Consider the following 13,525-nt stretch of genomic DNA (forward strand, 5'->3'; position numbering starts at 1 on the left):
GTCAAGCCGGGCCCCTTTAGGGCTACCTGGAGTAGAACTCCACCACCAGCTGCTCGTTCACGGGAAGCGCCAGGTCCTCCCGATCGGGCAGGCGCAGGAACTTACCCTTCATCCCCTCCACATCCAAGGAGAGCCAGGGGCCCACCTTGCGGCCCTTCATGGCCTCGAGGTTCTCCCGGATGAAGGCCAGGTTGCGGCTACCCTCGGCGATGGCGATCTCATCCCCAGGCTTCACCCGGTAGGCGGGAAGGTCCACCCGGCGGCCGTTTACGGTGATGTGGCCGTGGCGCACCATCTGCCGCGCCTGGCGGCGGCTAGCGGCGAAGCCCAGCCGGTAGACCACGTTGTCCAAGCGGGACTCCAAAAGCCCTAGGAAGACGGTACCCGTAACCCCCTTCTTGCGGCTGGCCTCCTCAAAGAGGTTCTTGAACTGGGTTTCGGAGATCCCGTAGATGCGGCGGAGCTTTTGCTTCTCCCTCAGGCGCACCGCGTAGTCGGAAGGGCGGCGGGTGCGCTTCTGCCCGTGCTGCCCCGGAGGGTAGGGGCGGCGCTCCATGGCGCACTTGGGGCTGTAGCAACGCTCCCCCTTCAGGTAAAGCTTGACTCCTTCCCGGCGGCAAAGACGGCAAACTGGACCAATGTAACGACCCATCTTCTCCTACTCCTTATGAAGCCTTGCGGAACTTCTTCTTAGGCCGGCAGCCGTTGTGGGGCACAGGGGTGTCGTCCACGATGGACTTCACCTGCAAGCCCGAGGCCTGGAGGGCCCGGATGGCCTGCTCCCGGCCCGCCCCGGTGCCGCGCACGATCACGTCCACGCTCTGCATGCCGTAGGCCATGGCCTTCTTGGCCGCATCCATGGCCGCCAGCTGGGCCGCATACGGGGTGCCCTTGCGGCTCCCCTTGTAGCCGATAACCCCACCCGAGGACCAGGTGATGGGGTTGCCGTCCGGGTCGGTGATGGTGACGATGGTGTTGTTGTAGGAGGCGTGGATGTACGCCTTCCCACTGGCCACCTGTCGTTTGACTTTCTTCTTGGTCGCTTTTCTGGCCATACTCTCCCTCAGCCTTAGGAGTATCCACTGGCCCTAGAACTACTTCCTAGGGGCTTTCTTCTTGCCCGCCACGGTCTTGCGGGGACCCTTGCGGGTACGGGCATTGGTGCGGGTGCGCTGCCCCCTCACCGGCAATCCACGGCGGTGGCGGAGGCCCCGGTAGCAGCCGATATCCATGAGGCGCTTGATGTTGGCGGCCACCTCAGCCCTGAGCTCACCTTCCAGCTTCCAGGTGTTCTCCACGTACTCCCGAAGGCGCACCACCTCCGCCTCGGTAAGGTCCTTCACCCGGGTCGCCGGATTGATGCCCGTCTTCTCCAGAGCCTCCTTGGCCCGGGCCGGCCCCACCCCGTAGATGTAGGTGAGGGCCACGTCCACCCGCTTGTTCCTAGGAATCTCCACACCTGCAATCCTCGCCACGTTCCCTCCTTACCCTTGCCGCTGCTTGTGCTTGGGGTTCTCGCAGATCACGTACACCCGGCCGTGCCGGCGCACCACCTTGCACTTCTCGCACATCTTTTTAACCGATGCCCGTACCTTCATCTCGCCTCCTACTTCCTGTACACGATGCGGCCCCGCGTGGGGTCGTAGGGGGTAATCTCCACCACCACCCGGTCCCCGGGCAGGATGCGGATGTAGTGCATGCGCATCTTGCCCGAGATGTAGGCCAGGATCTCCGGTCCCGAGTCCAGCTTCACCCGAAACGTGGTGTTGGGCAAAGCCTCGGTAACCACGCCTTCTACCCGAATGGTGTCCTTCTCCTTCGCCATACCCCTCCTACCGCGCCCGCACTAGGGAAACCCCGGTGAGAAGCTCCGGGCCCTCCTCCGTCACCAAGACGGTGTTCTCGTAGTGGGCGGCGAGGTTGCCAGGTCCGGCGCTCGCCGTCCAGCCATCTTCCAATATTACCACAGAAGCCGGGCGTAGGGTGACCATGGGCTCGAGGGCCAGGGTCATGCCCGGCCGGATCTTGGGGCCCGTTCCCGGCTTGCCGAAGTTGGGCAGCTGCGGGTCCTCGTGGATCTCCCGCCCCACCCCGTGCCCCACGAACTCCCGCACCACCCCATACCCACGGCTTTCCAGAAAGGTCTGCACCGCATGGGCCACATCCCCGATGCGGAAACCTGGGCGGAGGTACCTCATCCCCTCCCAGAAGGCGGCCTCGGTATCCTGGATGAGCCTTTCCGCCTCCGGGGAAACCCTGCCCACGGGAAAGGTGCGGGCCATATCGGCGGCGAAGCCCCCGTAGATAAGGCCCACGTCTACGGAAAGGATATCCCCTTCCTTCAAGGGCTCATCGGAGGGAATGCCGTGGACCACCACCTCGTTCACCGAGGTGCATAAGGTGGCGGGAAACCCGTAAAGGCCCAGGAAGGCCGGCTTGGCCTTGCGCTTTTTTATGGCCTCGTAGGCGATCCGGTCCAGCTCCTTGGTGGTGATGCCGGGCTCCACATGCCGGCCCACCTCCTCCACCACCTCGGTGAGGAGGGCACCCGCCTCCCGCATGCGCTCAATCTCCCATGGACTCTTCAGCTTGATGGCCATCAGATTCCCAGGGCTGCCCGGATGCGGGCGTAGACCTCATCGGGGTTACCCAGGCCGTCCACCCGCCTCAAGGCACCCGTTTTTTCATAATACTGCACCAAGGGCTCGGTTTTCTCCCGGTAGACCCGGAGCCGGTGCCGGATGGTCTCCTCGTTGTCGTCCGAGCGCCCCTCGAGCTCCGCCCGCTTGAGCATCCGGGCGATGAGCTCCTCCTCCGGCACCTCCACCAGCACCACTCCAAGGAGCCGGGTCCCGGTAGCCTGAAGCAGGTGGTCCAGGGCCTCCGCCTGGGCCAGGGTGCGGGGAAAGCCGTCGAAGATCACCCGCTCCGAAAGCTCCTCCCGAATAAGGGCCAGGATGAGCTCATCCGGCACCAGGTCCCCCCGGTCCATGATGGGCTTCACCTGCTGCCCCAGGGACGTGCCCCGGGCCACATGGTCCCGCAGGATGTCCCCGGTGGAGAGTTTCTTAAAGCCCAGCTCCTCCGCCAGCCTGGCCGCCTGGGTGCCCTTTCCCGCCCCCGGCGGCCCCAAGAAGATCACCGCTTCCCCCATCCCCCCTCCTAGCGCGTGCGGCCGCGGATGCGGCCCTTGGAAAGGAACCCCTCGTAGTTCCTTAGCATCAGCTGGCTCTCAATCTGCCTAAGGGTATCCAGGGCCACGCCCACCACGATGAGAAGGCCGATGCCGGAAAAGGCGATGCTCTTCACCCCGGTGAGGTTCTGGATGATCTGGGGCAGGGCGGCCACCAGGCCAAGGAAGAGGGCCCCCCAGAGGGTGAGGCGGGAGACGATGTGCTCCAAGAACTTGACCGTGGGCTCCCCCGGGCGGATGCCGGGGATGAAGCCCCCGTATTCCCGGAGGCTTTCCGCGATCCGCTTAGGGTCAAACTGGACCGCGGTGTAGACGTAGGTGAAGAGAACGATCAGCACCACCTCAATGAGCAGGCCGGAAAGATGGGTGGGGTTGAAGAAGTTGGCGATGGCCTGAAGCACCTGGTTGTCCTGGAAGGGGGCGGTGAGGAAGATGGGAATCTGCAAAATGGCGGCAGCAAAGACGATGGGGATGACGCCGGCAGCGTTCAGCTTGATGGGGATGTAGGTGGCCTGGCCCCCGTAGACCCTGCGGCCCACCACCTTGCGGGCGTACTGGACAGGAATGCGCCTTTCCGCCTGTTGCACCGCTGCCATCCCGGCAAAGGCCAAGACGATAAAGGCCAGGAAGAAAAGAAAGGCCACCAGGTTGACCTCCCCGGTGCGGATGAGGCCGATGGTGCGGACGAGCTGGGGCAGCCACTCCACCACGATCCCGGCGAAGATGATCATGCTGGTGCCGTTGCCGATGCCGTACTCGGTGATGCGCTCCGCCATCCAAAGGAGGAGGGCGATGCCCGCCACCTGGGTGACCACCACCACCAGCCAGAAAAAGGGACCGGGGGACCAGCCCGGAAGGAGGAAACGCCCCCCCTCCGCCCCCAGGAAGGCGGTGGCCAGAAAGAAACCCTGGAAAGCCCCCAGAGCGATGCCGCCGATGCGGGTGTACTGGTTGATGATGCGGCGGCCCTCTTCACCCTCCTTGGAAAGCTTCTCCAGGGTGGGAATCACATTGACCAAAAGCTGCATGATGATGGCGGCGGTGATGTAGGGCATGATTCCCAGGGCGAAGATGGAGAAGCGCTCAAAGTTACCGCCCGAAAAGAGGTTGATGATGCCGAAAACCCCTCCCTGGGTGGTGCGCAGGAACTCCTGGATCTTGTCCAGGTCCACCCCTGGGGTGGGGATAAAGGCCCCCAGGCGGTAGGCGGCCAACACCAGCAGGGTGAAGAGGATCCGCTGGCGCAGTTCGGGAATGGCCAGGGCGCTCCGGAAGGCCTTAAGCATCCTAAGCCTCCTTAGGCGTTTGCCCTTCGGGCACAGCAACCAGTAGGACGGCCTCGCCGCCCGCAGCCTTTAGCTTTTCCAGGGCGGTCTTGGAAAAAGCGTGGGCCACCACCTTAAGGGGCTTGGCCTCCCCTTCCCCCAGCACCTTAAGCCGGTAACCCTTCTTCAGGATCCCAGCCTGGACCAGCACCTCGGGGGTCACCTCCCCTTCAAAGCGGGCCAGGTCCCTCAGGTTCACGCCTTGGTACCTGGGCCTCTTAATCTCCCCGGGCACCTGGCCCTGCATCCCTCGCTTGGGCAGGCGCATCAGGGTGGTGGAGCGCCCCCCTTCAAAGCGGCGCGGGTCCTTAAGGCCACCGGAGCGGGACTTCTGACCCTTGTGACCCCGGGTGGCCGTCTTGCCGTGGCCGGAGCCAGGGCCCCGCCCCACCCGCTTCCGCCTCTTGTTGGCCCCAGGATTGGGTTTTAGATCAGCAAGCTTCATTCCAGCACCTCCACGCGCACCAGGTGGGCCACCTTCTTGATGGTGCCCAGTATGGCGGGATGGTCTTCAAAGACCTTTTCCCTGTGGAGCTTGGTCAGCCCCAGGGCCTTCAAGGCCGCCTTCTGGTCCTTGGGATAGCCGATGGGGCTTTTCACCAGCTTAACCTTGAGCTTGGCCATCACTCCTCACCGCCTTTCCGCAGGCGCTCCACATCCTGCTTGGTCTTAAGCTGCCTGAGGGCCTCCATGGTGGCGTAAGCGATGTTGATGGGATTACGGCTCCCCAGCTCCTTGGTGAGGATGTCCGTGATCCCCGCGAGCTCGAGGATGGCCCGGGGCACTGCCCCTGCGATCACCCCCGTGCCTGGGGCTGCGGGCTTCAGGAGAATCTTGGAGGCCCCGTACTCCACCTCGATCTCGTGGGGAATGGTGCCGTTTTGGATGGGCACCTCCACCATGTTGCGACGGGCGTAGTACCCCGCCTTCTGCACCGCCAGGGGCACCTCCTTAGCCTTGCCCAGGCCCAGGCCCACCCGGCCCTGCCGGTCACCCACCACCACCAAGGCCCCAAAGCGGAAGCGGCGGCCACCCTGATAGGTCTTGGCGGTGCGCCGCACCAGGATCATCTTCTCTTCAAAGTCGGTCTCGGGCATGCTTCCTCCTCGCTAAGCGACCTAGAACTCCAGGCCCCCTTCTCTGGCCCCTTCCGCCAGAGCCTTTACCCGGCCGTGGTACTTGTAGGGGCCGCGGTCAAAAGCCACCTTGGTGATCCCCAACGCTTTGGCCTTCTCCGCCAGGGCCCGCCCCACCTGCCGGGCCACCTCGGTCTTGTTGCCCTTCAGCTTCAGGGCCAGGCTGGACTCGGCCACCAGGGTATGGCCCTTCTCGTCATCGATGATCTGGGCGTAGATGTGGTTAAGGCTCCGGAAGACGGACAGGCGGAGCCGGCCCGTGCGCTTGATGCGGTTACGCACCCGGAACTTGCGGCGTTCGTATGCGGTAAGCCGTGCCATGGTTCCCCCTACTTCTTGGCCCCGGCCTTGCCGGGCTTAAGGCGGACGGGCTCGCCCGCGTAGTAAATGCCCTTCTCATGGTAGGCGCTGGGCTTCTTGATGGCGCGCAGGTTGGCGGCCACCTGGCCCACCTTCTGCTTGTCTATACCTAGAACGCGGATCTTGGTGGGCTCGGGCACCTCGAAGGTGATGCCCTCCGGAGGCTCCACCACCACGGGATGGCTAAAGCCCACGGTGAGCTCCACCGCCCGTCCCGCAAGCCGGGCCCGGTAGCCGATGCCCTTGATGAGGAGCTCCTTCACGTACCCCTCGGAAACCCCCTTGATGGCGTTGACGATGAGGGTCCGGGTGAGGCCGTGCAGGCTCTTGTGCCGGCGCTCATCCGAGGGCCTTTCCACCCGCACCACCCCCCCGTCCACCACCACCCGCATCTCCGGGGAGATGGGCACAGAAAGTTCGCCCTTGGGGCCTTTAACCTTGACGAGCCCCGGGGTCACCTCCAGGGTGACCCCCTTGGGCAAGGGAATGGGAAGCCGGCCAATCCTAGACATCACCACACCTCGCAGATAAGCTCCCCGCCCACGCCCAGACGCCGGGCCTCCCGGTCGGTAAGGACGCCCTTGGGCGTGGACAGGATGGCAATCCCCAGGCCGCGGCGCACCCGGGGAATCTCCTTGACCCCCACGTACACCCGTCGCCCAGGACGGCTGATGCGACGGATATGGTTGATGACCTGTTCAGGCCGGGGATCAGGCCCCTGGCGCCTGGGCCCATACTTGAGGTGGATGCGCAAAACCGGCTTGCCGTCCACCTCCACCCGCTCGTACCCCTTGATGAAGCCCTCCCGAGCCAGGATCTTGAGGATCTCCTCCTTGAAGCGGGAGGCAGGTACCTCGGTGCTCTCCTTGTAGACCCGGGTGGCATTCCGGATCCGGGTCAGCATGTCGGCAATGGGGTCTGTCAACATTTCCTCTCTCCTTTTACCTCACTCCTGGACCATGCGGTTTCGAGGGAACCCCCTCGACCGGCCACGGCCTACCAGCTGGCCTTCTTCACCCCGGGAAGCTGCCCCTTGTGGGCCAGCTCCCTAAGGCAAATCCGGCAGAGCCCGAAGTAGCGGTACACGCTCCTGGCCCTCCCACAGCGCACGCAACGGGTATAGGCCCGCACCTTGAACTTGGGGGTACGCTTAGCCTTTTCGATCAACGCTTTTCTCGCCATGCTCGCCTCACTTGCGGAAGGGGAAGCCCAGAAGCTCCAAAAGGGCCCTGGCCTCCTCGTCGGTCCGGGCGGTGGTCACCACCGCGATGTCCATTCCCCGAAGGGCGTCCACCATGTCGTAGGTGATCTCCGGGAAGATGAGCTGCTCCCTCAACCCCAGGTTGTAGTTGCCGCGGCCGTCAAAGCTGTTCGGGTTCACCCCCCGGAAGTCGCGGATGCGGGGAAGGGCCACGGAAAGGAGCTTCTCCAGGAAGATCCACATCCGGTCGCCGCGCAGGGTAACCCTGAGGCCGATGGGCATCCCCTTGCGGAGCTTGAAGTTGGAGATGGACTTCTTGGCCCGGGTTATGGCCGGCTTCTGGCCGGTGATGAGGGCGAGCTCCTGGGAAGCCTTCTCCAGGATGCGGGCATCCTCCTTGGCCTCCCCCAGCCCCTGGTTGATCACCACCTTCTCCAGGCGAGGCACCTCCCAGATGTTCTGGTAGCCGAAGCGGCGGATGAGCTCGGGCCGTACCTCCTCGTAGTACTTCTTCTTCAGAGCAACCTCTAGCGGCATCTTATCCCTCCACGTCCAAAGCCCCGCCACACTTGGCGCACACCCGGATCTTGCGGCCGTTTTCCAGGAGCTTCTTCCGCACCCGGGTGGGCTTGCCGCACGCGGGGCAGATGGGGCGCACCTTGGAGGCATGCAGGGGAGCTTCCTGCTCCACAAAGCCACCCTGGGGGTGTTGGGGGCTCACCCGCACCGCCTTCTTAACGATGTTCACCCCCTCCACGATGACCGCCCCCTTCTTGGGCAGCACGGCCTTCACCTTGCCCACCTGGCCCTTGTACTTGCCGGAGGCCACCAGAACCGTGTCCCCTTTCTTCACATGTAGCTTGGCCTGCATCAGAGCACCTCCGGAGCCAGGGAGATGATCTTCATGAAGCCCTTTTCCCGGAGCTCCCGTGCCACGGGGCCGAAGACGCGGGTGCCCCGGGGCTCCAGCTGGTTGTTGATGATGACGGCAGCGTTGTCGTCAAAGCGGATGGCGGAGCCATCGGGGCGCTTGACCTCCTTTTTGGTGCGCACCACCACCGCCTTCACCACGTCGCCTTCCTTCACCGCCCCCCGGGGGATGGCCTCCTTGACGCTGGCCACGATGATGTCCCCCACGGTGGCGTACTTGGCGTTGGAGCCCTTTAGCACGCGGATGCACATGATCTTGCGGGCCCCGGTGTTATCGGCCACCTCCAGGTAGGTCTGGGGCTGGATCATGCCTTACCTCCCCGTTTGGAAAGGCTGGCGTAGTTTTGCCTACGCACCAGGTACTTCTCCACCAGGTCCAACCTTCCCCCCTCCACCAGACGCAACACCCTAAAGCGCTTGCGCTTGGAGATGGGGCGGGACTCGATGATCTCCACCACGTCCCCCACCTTGTACTTTCCCTCGGGGTCGTGGGCCAGGTACTTTTTGGAGCGCTTGATCACCTTGCCGTAGAGGGGGTGGGGGAACTGGCGCTCCACCAGTACCGAAACGGTCTTCTGCATCTTGTCGCTCACCACCACCCCGGTCAGCACCTTCTTAGGCATTGGCCCTCCTCCTCTCGTTCAGGCTCGTGAGGAGCCGGGCGATGAGGCGCCGGGTCTCCCGGATCCTGTGGTTCTGGGAGAGCTGGCCGATGGAGGCCTGGAAGCGAAGCTCCATCAGCTCCCGCTTCTTCTCCCGAACCAGCTTCTCGATCTCACTGGGAGAGAGCTTGCGGATCTCACTGGGCTTCATCGTAGGCGTCCCTCCTCACGATCTTGGTCCGGATGGGAAGCTTGTGGCCGGCGATGCGCAAGGCCTCGAGGGCCTGCTCCTCCGTGACGCCCGCCACCTCGAACATCACCCGGCCCGGCTTCACCACCGCCACATACCCTTCCACGTTACCCTTACCCTTACCCATCCGCACCTCGAGGGGCTTCTTGGTGTAGGGCTTGTCGGGGAAGATGCGGATGAAGATCTTGCCCCCGCGGCGGAAGTGGCGCACCATGGCCACACGGGCCGCCTCAATCTGCTGGGAGGTGATCCAGGCGGGCTCCATGGCCACCAGGCCGAAGTCCCCGAAGGCCACGTAATCACCCCCCTTGGCCGCCCCCTTCATGCGACCCCGGTGCTGCTTGCGGTACTTCATGCGCCTAGGCATCAACATGGCCTATTCCTCCTTCTTCACGCGCACCGCTGGGCGGCGGCGGCGGGGCTTTTCCTCCGCCTTCGGCCCCTCGGGGCGGGCCTTGGGCTTCTGTCCGCCGATCACCTCGCCCAGGAACACGTAAGCCTTGACCCCCAGCACCCCGTAGGTGGTGCGGGCCAAAGCGAAGCCGTAGTCTATGTTAGCACGAAGGGTGTGAAGGGGCACCCGGCCCTCGGCGGCCCACTCCGTGCGGGCCTGCTCGGCGCCGCCGATGCGGCCGGAGACGATCACCTTGGCCCCCTTGGCCCCCGCCTCCATGACCCGCTGCACCGCCTGCTTGATGGCCCGCCGCACGGCGAAGCGGCGCTCGATCTGCTCCGCCACCCGCTGGGCCACCAGGGGAGCAGAGAGGTTAGGGTTGTGGATCTCCTGGACGTTCAGGGCCACGTTCTTGCCGGTGAGCTGGGAAAGGGTGTCCCTCAGGACCTTGATCTTCTCCCCGCCCCGGCCGATGACCACACCCGGCTTGGCCACGTGCACGGTCACGGCCACGTTGTCCGCAGCCCGTTCGATGTCGATGCGGGCCAAACCAGCCGGGTAGAGCTCCTTGGTGAGGACCTCGCGGATCTTCTGGTCCTCCACCAGGAGGTGGCGGTACTGCTTCTTGCCCGCATACCAGCGGGACTCCCAGTCCCGGGTGATGCCGAGCCTAAACCCAATGGGGTGGATCTTATTTCCCATGTTTCTCCCCCAAGATCACCGTGATGTGGCTGGTCCTCTTCTTGATGATGTCCGCCCGGCCCCGGGCCCGGGGAAGCACCCTTTTCAAAGCGGGCCCCTCGTCCACAAAGGCCGCCTTCACAAAAAGCCGGTCCTCCAGCATGTCGTGGTTGTTGACCGCGTTGGCGGCAGCGGACTCCAGCACCTTGGCCACGTAATAGGCCCCCCGCTTAGGGGTGTAGCGCAGGATGGCGCGGGCCTCCTCGAGGCTCTTCCCCCGGATCAGGTCCACTACAAGGCGGACCTTCCTGGGGGAGATGCGCACGTAACGGGCAATGGCTTTCGCTTCCATGGCTACTTCTTCTTGGTGGCCTTAGCCTCTTTCCCGTGCCCCCGGTAGGTGCGGGTGGGGGCAAACTCTCCCAGCTTGTGCCCCACCATGTTCTCGGTGATGTAGACGGGCACGTGCTGCTTGCCGTTGTGGACCGCAATAGTATGGCCTACCATCTCGGGGACGACGGTGGAGCGGCGGCTCCAGGTCTTGATGAGCCGCTTTTCCCCCTTGGCGTTGAGCTCCAGAACCTTCTCCAAGAGGTGGTCATCTACGAAAACGCCCTTCTTCAAGCTACGCGGCATGGCTCACCTCACTTCTTGCGGCGGGCGATGATGAAGCGGCTCGAGGGCTTCCGCCGCTTCCGGGTCTTGAGGCCCTTGGTCTGCCAGCCCCAGGGGGAAGCGGGAGGCCGGCCCCGGGGTGCCCGGCCCTCGCCGCCGCCGTGGGGGTGGTCCACCGGGTTCATGGCAGCACCGCGCACATGGGGCTTGCGGCCAAGCCACCGGGTGCGCCCCGCCTTGCCCAGGACGATGTTCTTGTGGTCGGCGTTGCCCACGGTCCCGATGGTGGCGTAGCACTCCCCGTGCACCTTCCTAAGCTCCCCCGAGGGCAGGCGCAGGATCACGTAATCCCCTTCCCGGCCCTGGATCTGGGTGCTGGTGCCGGCGGAGCGGGCCAGCTTGGCCCCCTTCTTGGGCTCCAGCTCCACCGCATGGACCACGGTGCCCACAGGGATGAAGCGGAGGGGCAAAGCGTTGCCCACCTGGATGGGAGCATCCGGCCCCGCCACCACCTGCTGGCCCACCTGCAGGCCCTCGGGAACGATGATGTAGCGCTTCTCCCCGTCGGCGTAATGCAGAAGGGCGATGCGGGCGGAACGGTTGGGGTCGTACTCAATGGCCGCCACCTTGGCGGGAATGCCCACCTTATCCCAGCGCTTGAAGTCGATGATGCGGTAAAGCCGCCTGTGGCCGCCCCCCCGGAAGCGCACGGTGATGCGGCCCTGGTTGTTCCGCCCCCCCGTCTTCTTCAGGGGCTTGACCAAGGACCTCTCCGGCTCGGTCTTGGTGATCTCGGAGAAGTCCGCCACCGTCATGAAACGGCGGCTTGGGGTGTAGGGTTTGAACTTCTTGACTGCCATCCTCTATGCCTCCCTTGCCGGATCGGGGCCGGGCTCCCCACCCGGCTTAGGTTTAGATGAGGCCCTCCAGGGCCTCGATCTTCTGCCCGGCGGCCACCTGCACGATGGCCTTCTTGCGGTCGGGGCGCTTGCCCAGGTAGCGGCCCAGGCGCTTCTTCTTGCCCCGCACCATCATGGTGTTCACCCCCACCACCTTGACCTTAAAAGCCGCTTCCACGGCGTTCTTGATCTCCGTCTTGGTGGCCTTGGGGTGGACCCAGAAGGTGTACTTGCCCTCGGCGAAGCCGGCGTAAGCCTTTTCAGAAAGCGCCGGGGCCAGGATCACGTCAAAGGCGGTCTTCATGCCTCACCCCCCATGCGGGCCTGGAAGGCCTCCCAAGCCGCCAGGTCCATGACCAGGCGCTCGGTGCGCAGGATATCGTAGACGTTTAACCCCTCCGGCGCCAGGGTCACCACCCAAGGGAGGTTCCGGGCAGCCCGGCGCACCAGCTCGCTGGCCGTCACCAGGAGCACGCTTTCCGAGCCATCTAGCCCCACGGCCTTGGCCCAGGCCAGAAACTCCTTGGTCTTGCTGTTAACCCCGGCGAAGTCCTCCACCAGAAGGAGCTTGCCCTCCTTGGCCCGATCGGCCACGGCCATGGCCAACCCCGCCTGCCGCACCTTCTTGGGCAGGGTGTAGCGGTAGTCCCGGGGCTTGGGTCCGAAGACCGTACCCCCGCCCACGAAGATGGGGGCGCCGATATCCCCGTGGCGGGCCCGCCCGGTGTGCTTCTGGGGATAGATCTTGCGGCCCGAGTAAGCCACCTCGCCCCGGGTCTTGGTGCTGGCCGTCCCCCGGCGCCTTTTCGCCAGCTGCCAGCGCACCACCTCCCATAGGAGATGGGGGTTAACCTCCTGGGGGAGATCGGCGGCAAGCTCCCGCTTGCCGGAAGAGGAGAGAACAGGAATCTGGTACACCATGCCCTCCTTTACTTGGCCACCTTCTTGGTCTGGCGCACCAGCACCAGGCCCCCGTTGGGTCCCGGCACGGCCCCCTTGACCAAGAGGAGGTTTTCCTCGGGGATCACGTCCACCACCTCGAGGTTCATCACCGTGACCCGCTCCGCCCCGTAGCGGCCAGCCATGCGCTTGCCCTTATAGACCCGGCCCGGGGTCTTGCGGTTGCCGATGGAGCCCGGGTGGCGGTGGATCTTATGGGCGCCGTGGGAGTCAGGACCGCCGGCGAAGTTCCAGCGCTTCATCCCCCCCGCCGTGCCCCGGCCCTTGGAGGTGCCGGTCACGTCTACCCGCTCGCCAGCCTTAAAAATCTCCACAGTCACCACGTCGCCCTCAGGGTTGAAGTCGCGGATCTCCTTCAGGATGCGCACCGGACCCACCCCGGCCCGGGCGAAATGCCCCTTCATGGGCCGGTTGACCCGCTTGGGATTCTGGGGCAGGAAGCCCAGCTGGACCGCCGTGTACCCGTCCTTCTCCGGGGTCCGCCGCTGGACCACAGGGCAGGGCCCAGCCAGGATCACGGTGACGGGAATGGCACGGTCCTCCCGGTAAATCCGGGTCATGCCCACCTTCATGCCCAGGATGCCCTTCATTTGCCACCCCCCACGGTCTTGATCTCAATCTCCACCCCGGTGGGCAGGTCTAAGGACATGAGGCTCTCGATGGTTTTGCGGTTGGGGTTCAGGATGTCCACCAGACGGTGGTGGGTGCGAAGCTCAAAGTGCTCCCGGGAGTCCTTGTGCTTGAAAGGACCCCGGATCACGGTGAAGCGCCGCACCCGGGTGGGCAGGGGCACGGGACCCGAGACCTGGGCCCCGGAGCGCCGGGCGGCCTCCACAATCTTCTGGGCCGAGGCGTCCAGGGTCTTGTGGTCAAAGCCCCGTAGCTTGATGCGGATCTTGGGCATGCCTCACCTCACTCCAGGATCTTGGTGACCACGCCGGCGCCCACGGTCCGCCCACCCTCACGAATGGCAAACCGC

The 13,525-nt window shown here is 64.7% G+C and carries 30 protein-coding genes; all 30 read right to left on the minus strand.

What is annotated here, in order from left to right:
• Window positions 1-22: 22 nt before the first annotated feature.
• The gene (gene rpsD, locus C2847_RS09460; RefSeq protein ID WP_105318121.1) at window positions 23-652 is read right to left on the minus strand and encodes a 30S ribosomal protein S4; all 630 of its coding nucleotides are present in this window, start codon (window positions 650-652) and stop codon (window positions 23-25) included.
• A 13-nt stretch (window positions 653-665) separates the two neighbouring features.
• Window positions 666-1,055, minus strand: coding sequence for a 30S ribosomal protein S11 (rpsK, locus tag C2847_RS09465; protein ID WP_015718086.1), 390 nt, complete (start codon window positions 1,053-1,055; stop codon window positions 666-668).
• 39 nt (window positions 1,056-1,094) lie between these two features.
• Window positions 1,095-1,475: a 30S ribosomal protein S13 gene (gene rpsM / locus C2847_RS09470; protein WP_015718087.1), complete on the minus strand. Its 381-nt coding sequence runs from the start codon at window positions 1,473-1,475 to the stop codon at window positions 1,095-1,097.
• Window positions 1,476-1,484: 9 nt separating this feature from the next.
• Window positions 1,485-1,598: a 50S ribosomal protein L36 gene (rpmJ, locus tag C2847_RS09475; protein ID WP_014514895.1), complete on the minus strand. Its 114-nt coding sequence runs from the start codon at window positions 1,596-1,598 to the stop codon at window positions 1,485-1,487.
• An 8-nt stretch (window positions 1,599-1,606) separates the two neighbouring features.
• Window positions 1,607-1,825 carry a translation initiation factor IF-1 gene (infA, locus tag C2847_RS09480; RefSeq protein WP_105318122.1) on the minus strand — a complete coding sequence of 73 codons (219 nt, stop codon included), beginning with the start codon at window positions 1,823-1,825 and terminating at the stop codon, window positions 1,607-1,609.
• Between the two features lie 7 nt (window positions 1,826-1,832).
• The gene (gene map, locus C2847_RS09485; protein WP_105318123.1) at window positions 1,833-2,600 is read right to left on the minus strand and encodes a type I methionyl aminopeptidase; all 768 of its coding nucleotides are present in this window, start codon (window positions 2,598-2,600) and stop codon (window positions 1,833-1,835) included.
• Entirely contained in the window at window positions 2,600-3,154 is a 555-nt protein-coding gene (locus C2847_RS09490) for an adenylate kinase (RefSeq protein ID WP_105318124.1), read from the minus strand. Before C2847_RS09490 ends, map begins: the two co-directional genes overlap by 1 nt.
• An 8-nt stretch (window positions 3,155-3,162) precedes the next feature.
• The gene (secY, locus tag C2847_RS09495; RefSeq protein ID WP_105318125.1) at window positions 3,163-4,479 is read right to left on the minus strand and encodes a preprotein translocase subunit SecY; all 1,317 of its coding nucleotides are present in this window, start codon (window positions 4,477-4,479) and stop codon (window positions 3,163-3,165) included.
• A 1-nt stretch (window position 4,480) separates the two neighbouring features.
• A complete protein-coding gene (gene rplO / locus C2847_RS09500) occupies window positions 4,481-4,963 on the minus strand; it encodes a 50S ribosomal protein L15 (protein WP_105318126.1) in 483 nt (160 codons plus the stop codon).
• Window positions 4,960-5,142, minus strand: a complete 183-nt coding sequence (rpmD, locus tag C2847_RS09505) for a 50S ribosomal protein L30 (protein WP_105318127.1) — start codon at window positions 5,140-5,142, stop codon at window positions 4,960-4,962. Before rpmD ends, rplO begins: the two co-directional genes overlap by 4 nt.
• Window positions 5,142-5,615, minus strand: a complete 474-nt coding sequence (gene rpsE / locus C2847_RS09510; protein WP_015718093.1) for a 30S ribosomal protein S5 — start codon at window positions 5,613-5,615, stop codon at window positions 5,142-5,144. Before rpsE ends, rpmD begins: the two co-directional genes overlap by 1 nt.
• Before the next feature lie 21 nt (window positions 5,616-5,636).
• Window positions 5,637-5,975 (minus strand): 50S ribosomal protein L18, encoded by a 339-nt coding sequence (gene rplR / locus C2847_RS09515; RefSeq protein WP_015718094.1) that lies wholly within the window; start codon window positions 5,973-5,975, stop codon window positions 5,637-5,639.
• An 8-nt stretch (window positions 5,976-5,983) separates the two neighbouring features.
• A complete protein-coding gene (gene rplF, locus C2847_RS09520) occupies window positions 5,984-6,526 on the minus strand; it encodes a 50S ribosomal protein L6 (protein ID WP_105318128.1) in 543 nt (180 codons plus the stop codon).
• Window positions 6,526-6,942 carry a 30S ribosomal protein S8 gene (rpsH, locus tag C2847_RS09525; RefSeq protein WP_015718096.1) on the minus strand — a complete coding sequence of 139 codons (417 nt, stop codon included), beginning with the start codon at window positions 6,940-6,942 and terminating at the stop codon, window positions 6,526-6,528. The genes rplF and rpsH overlap by 1 nt, the downstream gene beginning before the upstream one ends.
• 68 nt (window positions 6,943-7,010) lie before the next feature.
• The gene (locus tag C2847_RS09530; protein WP_003043922.1) at window positions 7,011-7,196 is read right to left on the minus strand and encodes a type Z 30S ribosomal protein S14; all 186 of its coding nucleotides are present in this window, start codon (window positions 7,194-7,196) and stop codon (window positions 7,011-7,013) included.
• Between the two features lie 7 nt (window positions 7,197-7,203).
• On the minus strand, window positions 7,204-7,752 hold the full coding sequence (gene rplE / locus C2847_RS09535) for a 50S ribosomal protein L5 (RefSeq protein WP_015718097.1): 549 nt from the start codon (window positions 7,750-7,752) through the stop codon (window positions 7,204-7,206).
• Between the two features lies 1 nt (window position 7,753).
• Window positions 7,754-8,086, minus strand: a complete 333-nt coding sequence (gene rplX / locus C2847_RS09540; protein ID WP_015718098.1) for a 50S ribosomal protein L24 — start codon at window positions 8,084-8,086, stop codon at window positions 7,754-7,756.
• Complete coding sequence (gene rplN / locus C2847_RS09545) at window positions 8,086-8,454, minus strand: 50S ribosomal protein L14 (protein ID WP_105318129.1); 369 nt, start codon at window positions 8,452-8,454, stop codon at window positions 8,086-8,088. The genes rplX and rplN overlap by 1 nt, the downstream gene beginning before the upstream one ends.
• Window positions 8,451-8,768 (minus strand): 30S ribosomal protein S17, encoded by a 318-nt coding sequence (rpsQ, locus tag C2847_RS09550; protein WP_015718100.1) that lies wholly within the window; start codon window positions 8,766-8,768, stop codon window positions 8,451-8,453. Before rpsQ ends, rplN begins: the two co-directional genes overlap by 4 nt.
• Window positions 8,761-8,958, minus strand: coding sequence for a 50S ribosomal protein L29 (gene rpmC / locus C2847_RS09555; RefSeq protein ID WP_105318130.1), 198 nt, complete (start codon window positions 8,956-8,958; stop codon window positions 8,761-8,763). Before rpmC ends, rpsQ begins: the two co-directional genes overlap by 8 nt.
• Window positions 8,945-9,370, minus strand: coding sequence for a 50S ribosomal protein L16 (gene rplP, locus C2847_RS09560; protein WP_038058331.1), 426 nt, complete (start codon window positions 9,368-9,370; stop codon window positions 8,945-8,947). Before rplP ends, rpmC begins: the two co-directional genes overlap by 14 nt.
• Before the next feature lie 3 nt (window positions 9,371-9,373).
• Window positions 9,374-10,093: a 30S ribosomal protein S3 gene (rpsC, locus tag C2847_RS09565; RefSeq protein WP_105318131.1), complete on the minus strand. Its 720-nt coding sequence runs from the start codon at window positions 10,091-10,093 to the stop codon at window positions 9,374-9,376.
• Window positions 10,083-10,424, minus strand: coding sequence for a 50S ribosomal protein L22 (rplV, locus tag C2847_RS09570; protein WP_015718104.1), 342 nt, complete (start codon window positions 10,422-10,424; stop codon window positions 10,083-10,085). The genes rpsC and rplV overlap by 11 nt, the downstream gene beginning before the upstream one ends.
• 2 nt (window positions 10,425-10,426) lie before the next feature.
• A complete protein-coding gene (gene rpsS, locus C2847_RS09575) occupies window positions 10,427-10,708 on the minus strand; it encodes a 30S ribosomal protein S19 (protein WP_105318132.1) in 282 nt (93 codons plus the stop codon).
• Window positions 10,709-10,716: 8 nt separating this feature from the next.
• Window positions 10,717-11,547 (minus strand): 50S ribosomal protein L2, encoded by an 831-nt coding sequence (rplB, locus tag C2847_RS09580; protein ID WP_105318133.1) that lies wholly within the window; start codon window positions 11,545-11,547, stop codon window positions 10,717-10,719.
• Window positions 11,548-11,599: 52 nt separating this feature from the next.
• A complete protein-coding gene (locus tag C2847_RS09585) occupies window positions 11,600-11,890 on the minus strand; it encodes a 50S ribosomal protein L23 (protein ID WP_105318134.1) in 291 nt (96 codons plus the stop codon).
• Window positions 11,887-12,507 carry a 50S ribosomal protein L4 gene (rplD, locus tag C2847_RS09590; protein WP_164835694.1) on the minus strand — a complete coding sequence of 207 codons (621 nt, stop codon included), beginning with the start codon at window positions 12,505-12,507 and terminating at the stop codon, window positions 11,887-11,889. Before rplD ends, C2847_RS09585 begins: the two co-directional genes overlap by 4 nt.
• Window positions 12,508-12,515: 8 nt before the next feature.
• Window positions 12,516-13,136, minus strand: a complete 621-nt coding sequence (gene rplC, locus C2847_RS09595) for a 50S ribosomal protein L3 (RefSeq protein ID WP_105318135.1) — start codon at window positions 13,134-13,136, stop codon at window positions 12,516-12,518.
• Window positions 13,133-13,450: a 30S ribosomal protein S10 gene (rpsJ, locus tag C2847_RS09600; protein WP_015718109.1), complete on the minus strand. Its 318-nt coding sequence runs from the start codon at window positions 13,448-13,450 to the stop codon at window positions 13,133-13,135. The genes rplC and rpsJ overlap by 4 nt, the downstream gene beginning before the upstream one ends.
• An 8-nt stretch (window positions 13,451-13,458) precedes the next feature.
• A partial coding sequence (locus tag C2847_RS13060; protein WP_164835696.1) for an EF-Tu C-terminal domain-related protein occupies window positions 13,459-13,525 on the minus strand: 67 nt, incomplete at its 5' end.

It is taken from the genome of Thermus tenuipuniceus (assembly GCF_002964845.1).
In the GTDB taxonomy this organism is placed as follows: Bacteria; Deinococcota; Deinococci; order Deinococcales; family Thermaceae; genus Thermus; species Thermus tenuipuniceus.